The sequence below is a fragment of the Kineosporia corallincola genome (genome assembly GCF_018499875.1).
GTDB lineage: Bacteria > Actinomycetota > Actinomycetes > Actinomycetales > Kineosporiaceae > Kineosporia > Kineosporia corallincola.
The window spans coordinates 165,200-183,913 of sequence record NZ_JAHBAY010000013.1 but is presented as its reverse complement, the minus strand read 5'-3'; the positions used below and the strand labels follow the sequence as shown (position 1 = coordinate 183,913).

General features: G+C 70.2%; 16 protein-coding genes. 9 read left to right on the top strand and 7 right to left on the bottom strand.

What is annotated here, in order from left to right; genetic code table 11:
• The first annotated feature begins 61 nt into the window (after positions 1-61).
• Complete coding sequence (locus tag KIH74_RS27540; protein WP_214159265.1) at positions 62-712, top strand: hypothetical protein; 651 nt, start codon at positions 62-64, stop codon at positions 710-712.
• Positions 713-1,209: 497 nt separating this feature from the next.
• Positions 1,210-2,151, top strand: a complete 942-nt coding sequence (locus KIH74_RS27535; protein WP_214159264.1) for an endo alpha-1,4 polygalactosaminidase — start codon at positions 1,210-1,212, stop codon at positions 2,149-2,151.
• Positions 2,152-2,153: 2 nt separating this feature from the next.
• Here KIH74_RS27535 and KIH74_RS27530 read toward each other — a convergent pair whose 3' ends face one another.
• Positions 2,154-2,657 (bottom strand): PASTA domain-containing protein, encoded by a 504-nt coding sequence (locus KIH74_RS27530; protein ID WP_214159263.1) that lies wholly within the window; start codon positions 2,655-2,657, stop codon positions 2,154-2,156.
• A gap of 157 nt (positions 2,658-2,814) precedes the next feature.
• Between KIH74_RS27530 and KIH74_RS27525 the strand changes: the two genes are divergently transcribed.
• The 5 genes from KIH74_RS27525 (at position 2,815) to KIH74_RS27505 (ending at position 12,079) form a co-directional block, all read left to right on the top strand.
• On the top strand, positions 2,815-4,038 hold the full coding sequence (locus tag KIH74_RS27525; protein ID WP_214159262.1) for a hypothetical protein: 1,224 nt from the start codon (positions 2,815-2,817) through the stop codon (positions 4,036-4,038).
• Positions 4,039-4,254: 216 nt separating this feature from the next.
• Positions 4,255-6,813, top strand: a complete 2,559-nt coding sequence (locus KIH74_RS27520) for a glutamate--cysteine ligase (RefSeq protein ID WP_308114019.1) — start codon at positions 4,255-4,257, stop codon at positions 6,811-6,813.
• An 82-nt stretch (positions 6,814-6,895) separates the two neighbouring features.
• A complete protein-coding gene (locus KIH74_RS27515; protein ID WP_214159261.1) occupies positions 6,896-8,668 on the top strand; it encodes an N-acetylglutaminylglutamine amidotransferase in 1,773 nt (590 codons plus the stop codon).
• Positions 8,665-10,545 (top strand): S9 family peptidase, encoded by a 1,881-nt coding sequence (locus KIH74_RS38045; protein ID WP_214159260.1) that lies wholly within the window; start codon positions 8,665-8,667, stop codon positions 10,543-10,545. Before KIH74_RS27515 ends, KIH74_RS38045 begins: the two co-directional genes overlap by 4 nt.
• A 352-nt stretch (positions 10,546-10,897) precedes the next feature.
• Positions 10,898-12,079, top strand: coding sequence for a calcium:cation antiporter family protein (locus KIH74_RS27505; RefSeq protein ID WP_372492135.1), 1,182 nt, complete (start codon positions 10,898-10,900; stop codon positions 12,077-12,079).
• Here KIH74_RS27505 and KIH74_RS27500 read toward each other — a convergent pair whose 3' ends face one another.
• From KIH74_RS27500 to KIH74_RS27485, 4 genes are all read right to left on the bottom strand, one after another.
• Positions 12,080-12,715: a response regulator gene (locus tag KIH74_RS27500; protein WP_308114018.1), complete on the bottom strand. Its 636-nt coding sequence runs from the start codon at positions 12,713-12,715 to the stop codon at positions 12,080-12,082. It lies immediately after the preceding gene.
• The gene (locus KIH74_RS27495) at positions 12,712-14,085 is read right to left on the bottom strand and encodes a sensor histidine kinase (RefSeq protein WP_214159258.1); all 1,374 of its coding nucleotides are present in this window, start codon (positions 14,083-14,085) and stop codon (positions 12,712-12,714) included. The genes KIH74_RS27500 and KIH74_RS27495 overlap by 4 nt, the downstream gene beginning before the upstream one ends.
• Before the next feature lie 86 nt (positions 14,086-14,171).
• Entirely contained in the window at positions 14,172-14,687 is a 516-nt protein-coding gene (locus tag KIH74_RS27490; protein WP_214159257.1) for a hypothetical protein, read from the bottom strand.
• Between the two features lie 72 nt (positions 14,688-14,759).
• On the bottom strand, positions 14,760-15,302 hold the full coding sequence (locus KIH74_RS27485) for a DinB family protein (RefSeq protein WP_214159256.1): 543 nt from the start codon (positions 15,300-15,302) through the stop codon (positions 14,760-14,762).
• 317 nt (positions 15,303-15,619) lie between these two features.
• Here KIH74_RS27485 and KIH74_RS27480 point away from each other — a divergent pair, with 317 nt between their 5' ends.
• Positions 15,620-15,856, top strand: coding sequence for a hypothetical protein (locus KIH74_RS27480; RefSeq protein WP_214159255.1), 237 nt, complete (start codon positions 15,620-15,622; stop codon positions 15,854-15,856).
• 433 nt (positions 15,857-16,289) lie between these two features.
• On the opposite strand, the gene KIH74_RS27475 is transcribed toward KIH74_RS27480, so the two are convergent.
• On the bottom strand, positions 16,290-17,045 hold the full coding sequence (locus KIH74_RS27475; RefSeq protein WP_214159254.1) for a hypothetical protein: 756 nt from the start codon (positions 17,043-17,045) through the stop codon (positions 16,290-16,292).
• Positions 17,046-17,351: 306 nt separating this feature from the next.
• On the bottom strand, positions 17,352-17,561 hold the full coding sequence (gene bldC / locus KIH74_RS27470; RefSeq protein ID WP_052533586.1) for a developmental transcriptional regulator BldC: 210 nt from the start codon (positions 17,559-17,561) through the stop codon (positions 17,352-17,354).
• An 864-nt stretch (positions 17,562-18,425) separates the two neighbouring features.
• On the opposite strand from bldC, the gene KIH74_RS27465 reads away from it, so the two are divergent.
• Complete coding sequence (locus KIH74_RS27465) at positions 18,426-18,632, top strand: DUF3073 domain-containing protein (protein ID WP_214159253.1); 207 nt, start codon at positions 18,426-18,428, stop codon at positions 18,630-18,632.
• Positions 18,633-18,714 lie beyond the last annotated feature (82 nt).

Here is an 18,714-nt window from a genome sequence, read left to right as displayed (position 1 = left end):
ACAACAGTGGACGTCGCACGGGCCGTGAACCGTGCGGCGTCCTTCGTCCGTCATATCCGGTATGACGATCACCTTCCGTGGCACCACGGCCCGTCTCGCCGCCTTCGCGGTGCCGCTGACGCTGGTGCTGAACGCCACCCCGGCCCAGGCGGCGACGTGCCGGGTCTCGCCGGGCAGCGTCACCCTGGGCACCCGCTCCAAGAACGTCGACTTCGACGTGCCGTCGGCGAAGTACTGGACGCTCCAGATCAGCGACATCAACCTGTACGTGTACGACGTCGCCGACGGGTCGGACACCGTGGCCACCTTCAGCCCCCAACGCTTCGCCAACCGCGACGCCGGTGCTTTCGCGGTCAAGGTGAAGCGGCAGAACGGTGACACGGTCGACAGCTGCTCCTCCTCCTTCACCCTGAAACGAGCTTCCTCGCTCAGTCTTTCGGTGAAGAAGTCGGGCAAGAACCGGAAGGTCTCGGGCACCCTGAGCCGGGTGAACTTCGGCACCGGCTCGAAGCAGTGGCAGACGATGGCCGGCCAGTCCGTGAGCATCAGGTACCTCAACGGCAAGGGTGAGTGGGTAACCGCGAAGACGGTGAAAACCTCGTCGAAGGGCACCTTCTCGTCCACGGTGGCGCTGGGGAAGCACCGCTGGAAGGCAGTCTGGGCAGGCAGCTCCACCACCGGCGCGAAGACCTCGGGCACCGTCACCCGCTGATCCCGCTCCGCGAGCGGCACAACCCCGCGAGCGACACAACCCCGCGGGCGGCATGGCTCCGCGAGCGGCATGGCTCCGCGAGCGGCATGGCTCCGCGAGCGGCACAACCCCGCGCGCAGCACAACCCCGCGGGCGGCAAGGCTCCACGAAGGACACGACCCGGCGAAGGGCATGGCCCGCAGGGGTACGCCCGGGTGAACCGCCCCGTCCCGGCTTCACTTGATCTTCGTCCCGGCGACCGGCAGCTCGATCCGGCCCGCCGTCAGGTCCGCCGGGCCTGTCAAGCCCTCCGGGCCCGTCAAGCCCGTCAAGCCCGTCAAGCCCGTCAAGCCCGCCAAGCCCGTCAAGCCCGTCAAGCCCGTCAAGCCCGTCAAGCCCGTCAAGCCCGTCAAGCCCGCCAAGCCCGCCAAGCCCGCCAAGCCCGTCAAGCCCGTCAAGCCCGCCAGGCCCGCCGGGTCCCCCAGGTTCGCCGACTTCGTCAGGATGAGGTCTCGCCCGTGGTTCGTCTCACCGCAGTCGGTGCCGGCGCCGCCCTCGTGCTCGCCGGCGGCATCGTCGGCGCCACGGGCGGCACCTCACAGGCCGGAGCCCAGGCCGACACCAGCGCGCAGGCCGCCAACCAGGCCGGCACCCAGCCCTCGGCGGATGCCGGACCGGTCACGAGCTCCCCGTCGTCCACCATTGAGGTCAGCGGCAAGGGCTACACCCTGCCGCCGCTGAACGGGAAGGTCGACATCCAGCTGGCCGGCGGGTACCGGCCCGGCGCCGGGGTCCGGACCATCGACCGGGACCGCTCCGAGGACCCGGTCAAGGGCGTCTACTCAATCTGCTACATCAACGGTTTCCAGACCCAGGACTACGAGAAGTCGTTCTGGACCGCCACCCGGGCGCGGCGCGCCCTGCTGCTGAAAGACGCCGACGGCAAGCCGCTCGAAGACGCGAACTGGCCGGGCGAGTACATCCTCGACACCTCGACGAAGAACAAGCGGGCCGCGATCGCCCGGATCGAGTACGCCTGGATCGACGACTGTGCGGCCAGGGGCTATCAGGCCGTGGACCCCGACAACCTGGACACCTGGACCCGTTTCCCGGCCGAACTGCGCCGGGCCGACAACCTGGCGCTGGCGAAACTGCTGGCCGGCCGGGCACACTCGAAGGGCCTGGCGATCGCCCAGAAGAACGCCGGTGAGCTGAGCCGCGCAACCCGCAAGGCGATCGGCTTCGACTTCGCGGTGGTGGAGTCGTGCCAGGTGTACGACGAATGCGGGCTCTACGACCAGGCTTACGGCGACCGCTGGTTCGAGATCGAGTACACCGACAACGGCTCGGCCAACTGGAACACGGCCTGCGACGCCCGCGGCGATCGGATCTCGGTGATCTACCGCGACCCGACGATCCTGCCGAAGACCGCGGACGACTACCACTACGAGGAGTGCTGACCCTACGGGCAGTTCTCGTCGAGCTTGACCGCCTCCAGCCGTACCAGGCTGGTCTTGAGCGTGCGGGTGCCCGCCGCGGGTGACTGGTGGCAGACCTTCCAGTCCGAGTCGAGCAGCTGGAAACGGTGCTGGCTGGTGGCGTCGACCTGGTCGAGCAGGTAGCTGCCGCGCGACTGGAGCTCGTCCTGCGCCTGCTGGAGGTTGCCGCCGACCACGTCGGGCATGGTGAAGTGCGCCTCGGTGATGCCCTTGCGGATGTCTCCGGCGATCTTCTTGACCTGCTCGGCGGCCTCGCGGGCCTCGTCGCGGCGCTCCTCCTCGGCGGTGCGCGGGTCGTCCTCACGCTCCTGCGCCCGCTTCTCGTCGATGTCGGCCTGGCTGCGGGTGGACACGGCGGCCGGTTCGGCGGCCGGGTTCTCCCCGGAGTCGATGGACCCGACCTGCGCCCCGCTCGCGCACCCGGCCAGCAGCAAGAGACCGAGCACCGCCACCGCGATCGCCTTCATGCGAAGTCCCCCTTCCATGCCTCTCCAGCGACGGTACGTCATCCCCCGGTCCGGGGAAACCATGACGAACCGGACAACGACTCGCCCTCCCGGCCGCTCAAGCCGATGGCTCGCCGTGCCGAGATCATGGGCACCGGCGGCAGAGAAGGAGCGTCCGATGTCCCCCATGCCCCACCTCGCGCGCAAGGCCCGGCACGACCCGATGGCCGAGATGGACCGCGCCGCACACGAGTTCGCCGACCATCTGGGCGCCGACCGGATCCAGGCGGAGATCGTGCGGCGACTGGAGCAGCCCGGCGTCACCGGCGGTTCCGGCGAGGACGGGTTCGGCTCGGTGCACGTGGTCGAGTCCACCGGCGGCCTGCCCGACGAGGCAGAGGTACAGCTGGCCGTGCTGCACCCGCGCCACCTGCACGACCCGGCCGACGTGCACGGTTCGCTGGCCGATCCGGTCGCCACCTCGCCCGCCGCCGAGTTCACCCTGCGCCTCGCCTCCTCGGCCGGCCGCCGGCCCCGCCTGCACCGCAACGCGGTGATCGCTCTGGCCCCGGACGCCCACCACTACCCGATGCTCGAGTCGAGCGTGCGGGAGTTCCTGGCCTGGTCGCACGTCGGCACGATGGCCCACGCCCTGGGCCTGCCCGAAGAGGCGGCGGCCGAGGCCGCGACCTGGCGGGACGCGGCCGAGCAGGACATCGCCCACCTGCTGCCCGACACCTACTTCTGGCTGCTGGTGCCGGTGCAGGACACCGAGAACGGGCCTCAGCGACTGCGGGTACTCACCGCCGAGGGCGTCGGGACCAACCTGGCCGAGCGCGCCGCCCTCACCCTGCGGGCGGAGGGCGAGCTGGTCACCGCGAGCGACGACCACGCGATCCGCCGCGACCTGGACGGCCCGCTGACCAGCGCCTGGCGGGCCGGGCACGTCAGCCTGGGCGAGCTCTGGGAGCTGTACACCTCGCTGCCGCACCTGCCCCGGCTGCGCGACCGCTCGGTGCTGGAGGCCGCCCTGGTCTCCGCGATCGCCGACGAACTGGACTGGCAGTACCAGGGTTTCGCCCTCGCCGACGGTTACGACCAGCGTCGCTCGTCGTATCTCGGGCTGCGCCTGCCGGGCGACGACTCGCCGCCCGAGGCGATGCGCGAGTCCACCCTGGTGGTGCGCCCCGACCGGGCCGTCGAGCAGCGGCACAGCGACCTGGCCCGGGAGAACCTGGCCCGGCTCAAGACCATCGACCACCTCGACCACGAGGACCCGATCCTGCCGCTGCCCCGGCTCGCGCCGGACGAGGAGATCACCCCGGAGGCGATCCTGCGGGCCAGCAGCGGCCGCGACGACCAGGGCCGGCCGACCGGCCACCGGGAGCACACCGCCGGATAGAACCGAAAATTGTGGACGACGGGGAGCTTTGACCGAGCTCCTCGTCGTCCACCATTTTGCCCGCACAGCACGCCGCAACCCTGTCGAAATGTGCAGGTCACGCATCGGCCTTAAGGTCGATTGACGGTGAGCCGGACGCAAACAGCGCGCCCGTTCGCCCACCGCCGCGTCGTCCGTCACGGTGGTGCAGCCCGATGTGCGAGGTGGCGACCAGACGTGACCGGTCCCGGCGAACTGACCAGCCTCGGAGTCGAAGAAGAGTTCCACGTCGTGGACCTGCTGTCCCGCGAGCTGGTGGCCCAGGCCCCCAAGCTGCTGGAGCACCTGCCCGACGACACCTACTCCGACGAGCTCCAGCGCAGCGTGGTCGAGAGCAACACCCCGGTCTGCAACACCCTGGACGACCTGCGCCAGGCCCTGGTGAACACCCGCCGGCGGCTGGTCGAGGTGGCCACCCCGATGGGGCTGGGCGTGGTGGCCGCGGGCACCGTGCCGCTGGTCGACCCGCTCCAGCTGTCGGTGACGCCGAACCGGCGCTACGAGCACATGCTCGACGAGTACCAGACGCTGGTGCGCGAGCAGCTGATCTGTGGCGCGCAGGTGCACGTGCAGGTCTCCGACCGTGACCTGGCCGTCCGCATCGCGCAGCGGGTCACCCCGAGACTTCCCGTGCTGCTGGCTCTTTCGGCGTCCTCCCCGTTCTGGATGGGCGAGGACTCGGGCTACGCGAGCAACCGGTCGCTGCTCTGGTCGCGCTGGCCCACCGCCGGCCTGAGCGGCGAGGTGAACTCCGCAGCCGAGCACGACCAGCTGATCGCCGACCTGGTCGACTCCGGCACGATCAGCGACGCCGGGATGATCTACTTCGATGTGCGCCCCTCCTCGCACCTGCCCACGCTCGAACTGCGGCTCACCGACGCCTGTCCCGACCTGGACACGGTGGTGCTGCTGGCCGGGCTGTTCCGGGCGATGGTGCGCCAGGAGGCCGCCGCGATCACCGCCGGCGAACCGGCCCGGCGCTGGCCCTCGCCCCTGCTGCGCAGCGCGCTGTGGCGGGCGGCCCGCTCCGGCCTGGAGGGCGACCTGCTCGACCTGCCACGCTCCTCGCGCCCGGTGCCGGCCGCGCAGGCCGTGCACCAGCTGCTCGACGACCTGCGCCCGCAGCTGGAGGAGGCCGGCGACTGGGACCGGGTCACCGAGCTGGCCGAACGCGCCCTGGTACGAGGCAGTTCCGCGGCCGAGCAGCGCACCGTGTACGAGCGCCGCGAGCGGTTCGCCGACGTGGTCGACATGCTGGTGCGCCGCACCGACCCGGACCAGGCCGCGCCGACCGTGCCGGGTGAGGCCGGGCACCCCCTGGCCCTGCCGCTGTACCGGGAGCCCGGCGACGAGGCGCTGGCCGAGAACGGCCCCACGCCGGCCTACGAGGGCATGTTCCGGGTGCTCGAGGAGCTCGGCCCGGCCGGTATGCGGCAGCGGGAGCGGCGGCGCGACGAGGAGCAGCGCTCCAACGGCGTCACCTTCGGCGTGCCGGGCCGGGCCAGCGCCCGGCTGTTCCCGGTCGACCTGCTGCCCCGCGTGGTGCAGGCCGACGAGTGGTCCAGGCTCAGCCTGGGCCTGCGGCAGCGGGCAGCGGCCCTCGACCTGTTCCTGCACGACATCTACGGCGAGCGCGCGGTGCTGAAAGACGGCGTGGTGCCGGCCTGGGTGGTCGAGTCGGCCCCCGGCCTGCGCGGCACCGGGGCACTGGTGCACCGGCAGAAGGTGCGCGCCCACATCAGCGGCATGGACCTGGTGAAGGACTCGGTCACCGGCGAGTGGCTGATCCTGGAAGACAATCTGCGGGCCCCCTCCGGCCTGGGCTACTCGGTGCAGAACCGGCGGCTGAGCGACGCGGTGATGGGCGACCTGCCGCGCCCGGCGCGCATGCTCGACCCGGACGTGGTGCCGTCGATGCTGCTGGAGACGTTGCAGTCGGCGGCGCTGCCGAGTGCCCCCGACACCCCGCAGGTGGTGCTGCTCAGCGACGGCCCGGAGAGCTCGCCCTGGTTCGAGCACCGCATGCTGGCCAACGAGATGGGTGTGCCGGTGGCCGTGATCAGCGACCTGCTGGTCGAGAACGACACCGTGTACCTGCTGCGGGAGGGTGGCCGCACCCGGGTGGACGTGCTCTACCTGCGGGTCGACGAGGAAGCGCTGCTGCACTCCTCGGGCGCGGACGGCCGGCCGATCGGGCCCTCGCTGCTGTCCGCGGTCGGTGCGGCCCGGGTGGTGCTGGCCAACGCCCCGGGCAACGGGGTGGGCGACGACAAGGCCGTGTACGCCTTCGTGCCGCAGATGATCGAGTACTACCTGAACGAGAAGCCGCTGCTGAACAGCGTTCCGACGTTCCTGTGCGGGCTGCCGGACCAGGCCGCGCAGGTGCTGGACCGGATCGAGCAGCTGGTGCTGAAGCCGGTGGACGGCTACGGCGGTGAGGGTGTGCTGATCGGGCCGCTGGCCTCCGAGCAGGAGATCGAGGCGCACCGCAAGCAGCTGAAGACCGCACCGCACCGCTGGATCGCCCAGGACATGGTGCAGCTGTCGACCATGCCCTGCTTCACCGATGATCAGCTCACGGCGCACCACGTGGACCTGCGGGCCTTCGTGCTGAACTCGGGCACCGACGAGCTGCGGGTGGCCCCCACGGCCCTGACCCGGGTGGCCCCGGCCGGGAGCATGGTGGTGAACAGCTCGCGCGGGGGCGGCTCGAAAGACACCTGGCTGCTGGCCTAGTCGGGTTGCGCACTCCCCGGGGAGTCGTGGTCAACTCGGTCTACGGGGACGTGAGGTCCGGCTAGCTTCAGGAGGTCTGTGCATGTGCGGCTTGGGTGGCGAGTTCCGGCTGGACGGTGCGAAACCCGATCTCGACGCGGTGGCCAGGATGTCACCGTGCCTGGAGCGCCGGGGGCCGGACTCGAAGGGGACCTGGTCGCACGGGCCGGTGGCGTTCGTGCACCATCGGCTGAAGATCATCGACCTCTCCGAGGCCGGGTCGCAGCCGATGGTAGACGACGAACTGCGCCTGGCCATGATCTTCAACGGCTGCGTGTACAACCACCACGAGCTGCGGCGCGAGCTGGAGGGCCACGGCTACCGGTTCCGTTCCACGTCCGACACCGAGGTGATCCTCAAGGCGTACCACCACTGGGGCACGTCCTTCGTCGACCACTTCCTCGGCATGTTCGCGATCGTGCTGACCGAGCTGGACACCGGCCGGGTGGTGATGGCCCGTGACCGGCTCGGTATCAAGCCGCTGTACCTGAGCGAGACCCCGCGGCGCATCCGGTTCGCCTCCACGCTGCCCGCCCTGCTGGCGGCGGGCGACGTGGACACCTCGATCGACCCGGTCGCGCTGCACCACTACCTGTCCTGGCACTCGGTGGTGCCGGCGCCGCGCACCATCCTGTCCGGGGTGCGCAAGCTGCCGCCGGCCACCGTGCGGGTGATCGAGCCCGACGGCTCGTCCACCGAGGCGGTGTACTGGAATCCCCCCGCCACGCACGATCTTTCGATCGGGGACGACGAGTGGCGGGAGAGGACCCTCGCCGCGCTCGACCTGGCCGTGCAGCGGCGCATGGTGTCGGACGTCCCGGTGGGCGTGCTGCTGTCCGGCGGTCTCGACTCCAGCCTGGTGGTGGCGCTGCTGGCCCGGGCCGGGCAGCAGGGACTGGCCACGTTCAGCATCGGGTTCAACGCCGCGGGCGGCGAGATCGGCGACGAGTTCGAGTACTCCGACCTGGTGGCCAAGGAGTTCGGCACCGATCACCACAAGATCCTGATCCCCGACGACCGGCTGGCCCACGGCGTGGAGGGCGCGATCGCGGCGATGAGCGAGCCGATGGTCAGCCACGACTGCGTGGCCTTCTACCTGCTCTCCGAGGAGGTCTCGAAGAAGATCACGGTGGTGCAGTCCGGGCAGGGCGCCGACGAGGTGTTCGCCGGGTACGACTGGTACCCGCCGCTGCGCGACGTCCCCCGTTCGCAGGCCGCCGAGGCCTACGCCGGGGTGTTCTTCGACCGGCCGTCGTCGGGTGTGGCCGCCCTGCTGAACCCGGACCGCACGGTGGACGGCGACCCGAGCCTGGCGTTCGTCCGCGACCACTTCGCCGCCCCGGGCGCCGAGAGCACCCTCGACGCGGCGCTGCGCATCGACAGCCGGATCATGCTGGTGGACGACCCGGTGAAGCGGGTCGACAACATGACGATGGCGTGGGGGCTGGAGGCGCGCGTCCCGTTCCTCGACCATGAACTCGTGGAACTCGCTGCGCTCTGCCCACCCGGACTCAAGCTCGCGCACGGTGGCAAGGGCGTGCTCAAGGAGGCGGCCCGGGGCGTCGTGCCGGACGCCGTCATCGACCGCACCAAGGGCTACTTCCCGGTGCCCGGGGTGCGTCATCTCGACGGCCCCATCCTCGAAAGCGTGCGCGAGGCACTGACTTCGCGGGCCGCGCTGGACCGGGCACTGTTCCGGCCGGAGGTGGTGAACGGCCTGCTCGGCGACCCCAACACGGCCCGCACCACGATCGGCGCGAACGTGCTGTGGCAGCTCGGCCTGCTCGAGCTCTGGCTCCAGCGGACCGGTCTGTGAACGTCCAGGAATCCTTCGGGCACGACGACCAGGCCGGCGAGGCCGTACCCGAGGACGTCTACGGCAGCTGGTCACCCACGCCCGACCCGCACGGCACGCGGATCGCCTTCATCTCCGACCGTGGCGGGGCGCCCTCGATCTGGGTGAAAGACCTGCACTCGCAGCAGACCCAGCCGGTCAGCCCGGGCATCTCGCTGGCCCGGGTGCTGTCGATCAGCTGGTCGCCCGACGGGGCCTGGCTGGCCTGCCTGGTGGCGGGCGCGGGCAGCTCGCGCGACGAGATCTGGGTGGTCCGCCCGGACGGTTCCGGCCTGCGTCTGGTGTCCGGTGGCCCGGGGCGGACCGCCTGGCTGGGGGCGGGGTCCCGGCACGGGTGGACGGCCCAAGGACAGCTCATGGTCACCGAGACCGTGGGGGCCGTGGCGTCCGCCGTGCTGATCTCGCCCGCCGACGGCACCCGCACGGTGATCACCTCCGGGCCGCTGGTGTCGCTGCTCGACGTGGCCGGTGACCGGGCGCTGATCCGGCGCGGCCCGCGCAGCTACCGCACGCTGGCGGTCTGCGCGCTCGACGGGTCGGACGAGCGGGCGGTGCACACCTCGGTGACCGGCGAGCGCGGCGGCTTCGCCGATCTGGGGGCGCTCTCACCCGACGGCCGGCACCTGTACGCCCGCACCGAGGCCGACCACGACCTGGCCGCGCTGGTCCGCCTGGACCTGTCCGGCGACGGCCCGGCCGAGCTGCTGGCCCGCCGGGATCACGCCGAGCTGCAACGCTTTTCCCTGTCGGCAGACGGCGCCACGGCCGTGCTGCTGTGGAACGAGTACGGCGGCACCAGCGCGGTGAGCCTGCTCGACCTGGACTCGCTGAAGCAGGACGAGATCGGCCCGCTGCCACGTGACGTGGTGGACGACTGCCAGCTCCTCGCCGGGGGCAAGTCGCTGATCCTCGCGGCGGAGGACTGGTCGGACCCGCGCGGCGCCTGGACCATCGACCTGGTCACCGGCACCACGCTGCCGCTGACCAGCAAGGCCGACGGTGAGCTGCGCGGTTCCCGGGGCGCCAGCTACGCCACGGTCGACACCGCCGACCTGACCCGGCCGGTGCTGCGGCGCTTTCGCGGGCTGGACGGCCTGCCGCTGAGCGGCTGGCTCTACCGCCCCGACTCGCCCGCCCCCTGGCCGACGATGATCCACCTGCACGGCGGGCCGGAGTCGCAGGAACGCCCGGTGTACAACTCCCTGTTCCAGTCGCTGGTGTCGGCCGGGGTCGCGGTGTTCGCGCCGAATGTGCGCGGTTCCTCGGGTTTCGGGCGGGCCTTCGAGACCGCGGACGACGTGGAGCTGCGCGACGGCTCGATCCAGGACGTCTCCGCGGCCGCGGAACACCTTCTGGAGAGCGGGGTCTCGGTGCCCGGCCGGGTCGGGCTGATGGGCCGGTCGTACGGCGGCTACCTGACCCTGGCCGGCCTGACCTGGTTCCCGCAGCTGTTCGCGGTCGGCATCGACGTGTGCGGGATGGCCGACCTGGAGACCTTCTACCGGCACACCGAGCCGTGGATCGCCGCGGCCGCGGTGTCCAAGTACGGCGACCCGGCCGCCCACGCCGGGCTGCTGCGCGAGTTCTCACCGATCCGCCGGATCGACCGGCTGAGGGCCCCGTTGCTGGTGGTGCACGGCGCCGACGACACCAACGTGCCACTGGAGGAGGCCGAGCAGGTGGTCGAGTCTCTGGCGAAAAACGATGTGCGGCACCAGTTCCTGCTGTTCCCGGGGGAGGGGCACGAGCTGCTCGACACGGCGAACCGGGTGACCTTCGTACGTACCGCCGTCGACTGGGTCTGCGAGCATCTGGAGGTCAGCCACCCACCGGTGTGAGCTCGCGGCACGGCGCCTGACGACGACAGGGGCCGGCCCGTCGGTTAGCCTGGTTGGTCAGAAGGGGAGTAACTCCGCCTGCCCTCGCCGGTGCTGGGCAGGTGCGGATGGTCGACATCACGGCGCCCGCCGCGCAGTCAGCGTGCGGCGCACGGTCATCCACCGTCGTCCGCGGGCAGCTGCGGGGTGACGGCGAGCCAGACCTTCGGCCAGCACGTCCGTCTGCTGGCCGGGTCTGCTCCGCCCCTGGCACCACGGCGACCCGGCCGGAACCGACCGAGGGAGCCGTCCCGCCGTGACCACCACCACCGAAGCCGCCGCACCACCCACGCCACGCAGTCCCCGCGCGCTGATGCTGCGTTCCATCGGGCTCTGCGTGCTCCTCGCCCTTCCCGCCGTCGTCACCCGGCTGTCCGGAACACATCCGGAGCCGGTGCTGTCGATGCTGATCTACGGCGTCGCGGTGTTCGCCGCGTCGTTCCTGCTGGCCTGGGCCGCCGAGGCGGCGCAGGTCGACATCTCCGGCGGGCTGGCCATCGCCATCCTGGCCCTGATCGCGGTACTCCCGGAGTACGCGGTCGACCTGTACTACGCCTACACGGCCGGCAGCAATCCGGAGTACGTGCAGTACGCCGCCGCCAACATGACCGGCTCCAACCGGCTGCTGCTCGGGCTCGGCTGGCCGGTCGTGGTGCTGGTCGGGCTGTGGGGCCTGCGGCGACTGAAAGGCCGCACCACGCACGCCATCCCGCTCGACCGCGACAACCGGCTCGAACTCGGGTTCCTGCTGTTCGCCGGCGTCTTCGCGTTCGTCATGCCGCTCACCGGCCAGATCCACCTGTGGATGGGCGTGATCCTGTTCGCCTGGTTCGCCTACTACGCCTACCGGCTCAGCCGGGGCGCGGTGGAGGAGCCGCACCTCCAGGGCACCTCGGCGGCGATCGGCGGCCTGGCCAGGAGCCCGCGCCGCTGGACCCTGGCCGGGCTGTTCCTGTTCGCCGCGTTCGTGGTGATGATCGCCGCGGAACCGTTCGCCCACAGCCTGGTCGAGGGCGGCGCGTCGCTGGGCGTGGACGAATTCCTGCTGGTGCAGTGGGTGGCCCCGCTGGCCTCCGAGGCACCGGAGTTCATCATCGCGATCATGTTCGCCTGGCGCGGCAACGCCGGGGCCGCGATCGCGACGCTGATCTCGTCCAAGGTGAACCAGTGGACGCTCCTGGTCGGCTCGCTGCCGATCGCCTACCTGTTCGGCGGCGGCGACCCGGCCCTGGCCCTCGACCACCGGCAGACCGAGGAGATGCTGCTGACCGCGACGCAGACGATGATGGGCATCGCGCTGATCATCGGCCTGCGGTTCCACCACTGGTCGGCCTGGATCCTGCTGCTGCTGTTCATGATTCAGTTCCCGGTCACCGGCACCCAGGGCCGGCTGATCCTGTCCGCGGTGTACGGCGTCATCGCCCTGGCCGCCTTCGCCTGGCACTGGAAGCACATCGTCCCCACCCTGAGGGCACCCTTCACCCGCAGGCGGTGATCACTGCTGGAGGTTCTCCCGGGCCCAGAGTGCTGCGGAGGTGCGGTCCTGCACGCCGATCCGCCGGAACACGTTGCCCAGGTGCACCTTCACGGTCCGTTCGCTGATCCCGAGGGCACGGCCGATCTGCTTGTTCGCCATCCCCCGCGCCACCAGCCGGAGCACGTCCAGCTCCCGCGGCGACAGCGGGGGCAGTGCGGGCGGCGGGCCGACCGTGCCCTCGGTCAGCAGGGTCCGGGCGATCCGGGGGTCGAGCGGCGAGCCCTGCCGGGCCGCCGCGATCACCCCGTTCACCACGTCCTGCGGGTCGGAGTCCTTGAGCAGGTAGCCGATCGCACCCGCTGCCAGGGCGTCCCGCACCCGGTTCCGGTCGGAGAACGAGGTGAGCACCAGAACCTGGGTTCCCGGACGCCGCACCAGCAGTTCCCGGGTCGCCGTCACCCCGTCGGTGCCCGGCATCGACAGATCCATGAGAACCACGTCGGGCTCGGCGTTCTCGGTCAGCTCCACGGCCTGGTCGCCGTCCGCGGCCTCCCCCACCACCTCGATCCGTGGATGGGCGTCGAGCAGAGCGGTCAGCCCGGCCCGCACCAGCGCGTGGTCGTCCACCAGCAGCACCCGGATCCGGTCGCTCACCGGGGCACCTCCAGCCGCCAGCTCGTCCCCTCACCGGGAGCGGTGCGCACCCGGAGCTCCGCCCCCGCGGCCGCCGCCTGATCGGCCACGAGCCGCAGCCCGAAGTGCCCCTCCTCGGGGCGCGCCAGCACGGCGCCGAGATCGAACCCGACACCGTCGTCCACCAGTTCCAGCACCGTGTGCCCCTCCTCGTCCGGACCGTGCAGGCCGACCCGCACGTTCTCGGCGTCCGCGTGTTTCATGATGTTGCGCAGGCATTCCTGGGCCACCCGGAACACCAGCTCCTCCTTCTCCGCCGTCAGCTCCGGCTCGTCCGGCACCTCCACCAGCACCCCCACACCCTGGGCCCGCAACGGCGCCGCCAGATCGGTCAGCGCCGCGCGCAGACCGGCACTGCGCAGGGACGGCGGATAGATGTCCACCAGCAACGAACGCAGACCACCGATGCTCGACCGCACCGAGCCCGCCGCCAGGTCGAGCTGCTGTGCCGCCGTGCCGTCACCGGCCGCCCGGGCCCGGTCCGCGACGCCGGCCACCAGGAACGCGCTGCCCACCAGCTCCTGCACCGCGCCGTCGTGCAGAGTGGCGGCGATACGGCGCCTTTCGTCGTCCGAGGCCTGCACCGCCCGGGCCAGGTAGGCCTCCCGCTCGGCCTGCGCACGGCGCACCCGCGCCACCAGGGCCCAGGTCAGCGGGGCCTGCGCGACCAGCAGCAGGAGCAGGCTGGTCAGCGTGATGCCGCCGAAACCCCGCCACAGCTGGCTGGTCCGGGCCGTCACCGCGTCGTAGGCGGAGTAGGTCTCGAACAGCAGCGTCTGGCCGTCCGGCGCCCACACCGGGCGGTAGACCTCGAGGAGCTTGCGGTTGTTGCTGCGCTCGAACCGGTTCTCCGGGGCGCTCAGGTCACTGATCTCGGCCTTCGTCACCCGCTCGTCGAGGGCTTCGATCTCCTCGTCGTCGAGCGCGAAACGCATCCCGATCAGCTGGGACTCGTCGGCATAGACGATCGTGCCGTCCGGCTTCCACAGCTTGACCCGCACGATCGTGTCGCTGAGCAGCCGCTCGCGCACCGTCACGTCGAGCTGGTCCAGCGCCGCCTGCCGGCGCGTGGCGTCGGCGGAGGACAGGTCGTCGGTGAGGGCGGGCTGCATCACCGACTCGCCGAGCACGTCGGTGATGGCCAGTGCGTCGTTCACCGCCTCGCGCTCGGCCGCCCGGCGTGCGGTGACCGCGCTCACCGCCGCGACCCCGGCGAAGACCAGCAACGCCAGCACCACGACACCCCCGACCAACCGGCCCCAGCGGAGCGGCTGATCGGAGGCCCGGACGGTGCCGGCGCCGGCGACGCTCACCCAGGCGTCGTCGGTCATGTGCGCATCGCTCTCCCCGGGCTCAGGCCGCGCTGCTTCGTGCATGAGAGATGATGCCTCGTCGGGAGCGGGAACAGGAGCGGGGATCAGCCGTCGCTCTCGCCGTGACCGCCGTGCTTGCCGTGGTCGTCGCCCGCGTCATGACCGGCCGCCGTGTGCGTGCTGGAGGTGGCCCCCGCCGAACCGCGCGGCGTCGGGGCGCCACGGTCGTCGTCCTCACCATGACGACCATGACCACCGTGCCGCCGGCCGTGATCGTCCACGGCCTTCGAGCCCTCCCCGGACGCCGAGGCCGACGACGTTCCGCGACCCGACGACGTCCCCGCAACCACCAGCGTCCCCTCACCCGACGACGTCGCCGGAACCGAGGGCGTCCCCGCACCGGTCGCCGGGCCCGCGGCACCGCCGGAACTCGTGGCCGAGGGCCGACTGGAACTGTCCACCAGCTGCACCGAGCTCTGGTCGACCGGCCGCTGCGCGCTCAGCGACGGATTGGCTGCCAGCCCGAACGCCGCGGGCAGGATCGCCGCGGCGGCGGCGCCACTGATGATCAGCGTCTTCTTCATGTCGTCCTCCGGGTAGCCGGGTGTGTTGCTACCCATTGGCGGGCCGGGCAGGTCCGAACTGCCATGGGACAGAGGTACTAGCACCCGCCTGACCTGCCGAGACGCGGTTCAGCCCATGGTCTTCTGGCCGTCGATGCTCTCCCGGATGATGTCCGCGTGCCCGGAGTGCTGGGAGATCTCACCGATCAGGTGCAGCAGCGTGCGGCGGGCCGACCAGCTGGCGCCCGGCCGGAACCAGGGCGCCGGGGGCAGGGCGTGGGCGACGTTCAGGTCGGGCAGCCCTCGCACCACCTCCTCGGTGTGTGCGGCGATCGTCTCCCAGGTGGCCAGGGCGTTCTCCAGGCTCTCCCCCTCGGCCAGCCGCCAGCCCTCCCGCCAGAACGACGGGTCGCTCTCCCAGTTCTCCGGCAGGGCGACGGCCTCGGTGCCCTCGACGATGAAGCGCACCCACTGCGCCTCCATCTCGCCGACGTGCTTCACCAGTCCGGCCAGGGTCAGTTCGCTCACGGTCGGACGGGAGGTGGCCTGGTCCAGAGTGAGGTTGCGCACGGTCTGACGCAGGAAGAAGCGGCGTTCGGCCAGGGTCTCGAGCAGTTCGGTGGCCTCCTGGCCGGTTCCGGTGGCCTGGCGACTGTCCTGAGTGATCGACATCTCGGTCTCCCCTGTTAGGTCCGGACCAGCCGTTTCTCCGGCCGGCGCAAGGACCTTAGGGAGTCATCAGGTCAGAATCTTTCCGCTTCGAGGCCCGACACCGGAAAACTTTTTGCGGACGACGGTCCCGACGTGACGGACCGAAAGACACTACCCACGGTTAGTAACTCCGGCAGTTTGAGGCGGCCAGGAGGAGTAACGTGTGTCTCGTCGGTGGCATAAGAGCCACCGTTGTCACGTTGTGGTATGGGCGCGGAGCACACCGAGGTGTCCGCACCGACCACGAAAGGCACTACGTTCAGGATCGTTGTTTCCCCATGGTTGAGAACGTCACCACCGCACATCCCACCCAGTTCGTCGCCGTCAGCCCCGGCACCGTCCTCTGGCGCGGCCGGTTCGAGCTCCGGGTCACGATTCCTTCCAGCCGCTTCACGCGCAGCACGCAGGTCGACGTGAATGACGGCGCCACGGTCGCCTCCATCGAGCGCAACCTGAGCGATCGCTACGGCGAGAGCGTCGAGGTCGTCAACGCTCGTTGCCTCGAGAAGAACTAGACACGCACCCCTTCACAGGGGCATGGGCCGGCCGCAGGCGGATGCCACGGTCGGCCTCACTCATGTCGGCGGTCGCCCGCGCAAGCGTCGAGCGCCGAACGGTCGTCCGATCTGTGCAGACTGAGGCACCTGGGACCCGCTAGCTCAAGTAAGCCCTATCCAGGGCTTATCAATCTGCCGAACCGCTCCCGCTGCGCGCCTGGCTACAGCAAGCTAGGAGCAGACAGGACTGTGTTGGTCAGGAAGCGGGGAACAGGTGTGAACTGCTGCGCGACGGTCACCGGGGCAGCTGCCAGCATCGGCGCGCGATCGCCGGGAGCGCGAATCGCCTGTTAGCGTCCGATGAGTAACACAGAGCGCTCACGGCCCGATGTACAGCATAGTGCACCTCAGGTTGTGAATCGGACGACACGGACATCAGCGCGCTTCGCCCCTATCGTGGCGCGTCACAGCAGTGAGACAACGCACGGAGCCCCGGCTCCGGCAGACGAGAGCGGGCCATGAGGTACGTCGGTAGGCATCGGGCACCACGCCCCCTGTTGCTGCGCCGCCCCATCATCGGGGGCGTCGCCGCGGCAGTGGTCGTCGCACTGCCCGCCTGGGCCGTCACCGGCCTGAACAATCCGGCCGACACCACCAACACCGCCTCGGTGAACCTCACGGACGGCACCGAGGTGCCGGCAGCGACCGACGACGCCACGTCCGCCGATGGCACCGAGGTTCCCGCCACCCAGGCCACCGGCTCCCCGTCCGACAGCGACAGTGACACCGACGACGCTCCGGCGCAGGTCATCACCACCACGACCACAGACGCCAGCGGCAACCCGGTGGTCACGACCACCACGGTGCGATCCACCACGAGCCGCAGCAGCACCACCACGAAGAAGCCTTCGTCCACGAGCAAGACCACCTCGTCGACGAAGACCACGACGAAGACGAGCACCACCAAGCCGACCACGACGAAGCCCACCACGACGAAGCCGACCACCACCACGAAACCCACCACGACGTCGACCACCACCAAGCCGACGACGACTCCCCCCACCACCACGTCGACCACCACGGAAGACGAGACCACGGGCGGGGAGACGACGACGTCGGCAGGTGAAGAGGTCTCGGCGACATCGGAATCGTCATCGGACTCATCGGCATCGGCCAGCTCGGTGGTCGCAGCGCTCTCGGACCCCACGAGCCTGCCGAGGCTGTTCTGAGGCTCCCGGGTCATCAAGCCCTGAGCGAGCCGCCAAAGGCCGTTAATGACACTGCACGGCGTCATCGACGGCCTGTCTCGTATACGAGCCGCTGTGCGGCGCTGCCCGCCCCTCCGATCACACCCCGTAGCTACGGGGCAGTGTCAGGGCATGACGAATCAACCCCCGGACCCCACCACCCATATTCATGGGTAGGTGTTTTCCACTAATGGCGCCCGGGAAGCCGAAAACCGCCGAGGCCATAAGCGGCCTCGGCGGTCACGGATTATCGGGTCGTCAGGAACTCAGTCCTCGTCGAGCCTCTGCTGTGGGATTCCAGCGAGCAAGGCCCGAACTTCCGACTCGCGGTAGCGGCGATGGCCACCGAGCGTTCGGATCGAAGAGAGCTTGCCGGCTTTAGCCCACCGGGTGACGGTCTTCGGATCGACACGGAATAGCGCGGCAACCTCAGCCGGTGTGAGCAGCGGCTCGGCGTCGGGCGATCGGGTGGTCATGTCAGCCTCCATGAACGGGGCGGATACCCCGGCTTCCGACATCGTGCCTTGTTAGGACACGTCGCGGGAACAATCCAGACGGATGATCCCCCATCAGGAGGAAGCATGACGTTGGTTGTGTACGTACGGTCACGGCATGGCACCTTACAGTGATCGAACCACGAATGTGGCCCATCCGACACGCCTCGCGGGTCGGTTCTAACCTTCGCTCTCGTGAGCACTCCCTCGATAGCGCGATGTGCCCGCCGAACACCGGATACATGCCCCTCAATCAGGCCATGCGGTTTCGCCCGGATCACATCAAACCCCCTCGAGGACGGCGTGTGCACCACTAAATCAGCCATCACTGTGTGGAGCACCCCCGAAGCGCCCAGATCCATATTCTCAGACCCTGATGAGGACGAAGCGGCACACTACGACTTCCGAGTGAAGTCGTGCCTGAGAGTGACGCCTACTCACGGTCCATCCCTCGTGACCACGAGCCGACCCCCCGGCGATCGCGAAAAGCTTCACGGGCGTGTTGCCTACGATTAGGACATTGCTATCAAACCACGCGGACCGATCCGTGGCTTCCCGTGACCGTCATGTGAGACCGGCCACTGCCCGGAGGGGCAAGCCGGCCCTGATCGGGACTCCCCGGAGCGGCGGGGTGAGCGTCTCACGCAGGTTGCACGTAAGATGGGACCCGTAAGCCCGCGGTCGGCAAACGGGTTACGGCTTTCCCCTGGCCGGGTCAGCCGTTCCAACCGGGATGCCGGAACCGCACCAGACGATGTAGCGTTTGGCGTCACGAGAGACTGATGACCACTCCGGGGCCGCGCCATGTGCGCCTGCGCCGGGTCGACGTTTAAGGGGGTCGACGCCATGGGGCGCGGCCGTCAGAAGGCCAAGCAGACGAAGGTCGCGAGGGAGCTGAAGTACTACAGCCCCAGCACCGACTACGACGCCTTGCAGAGGGAACTCGGCACTCATGACCGTCACCCGAGCGCGCCCGTGGATGACACGGATGCCGGGCGAGACGGCGATGAGTATGACGAGTACGCCGACTGGGCATCCAACGGTCGCCATTGACTGGTGACTCGATCCCCGGTGCCTGCCAGGTGCCGGGGATCGAGTACGTCAGGGCTCTGGACGATCACCGCCCAATCCCCTT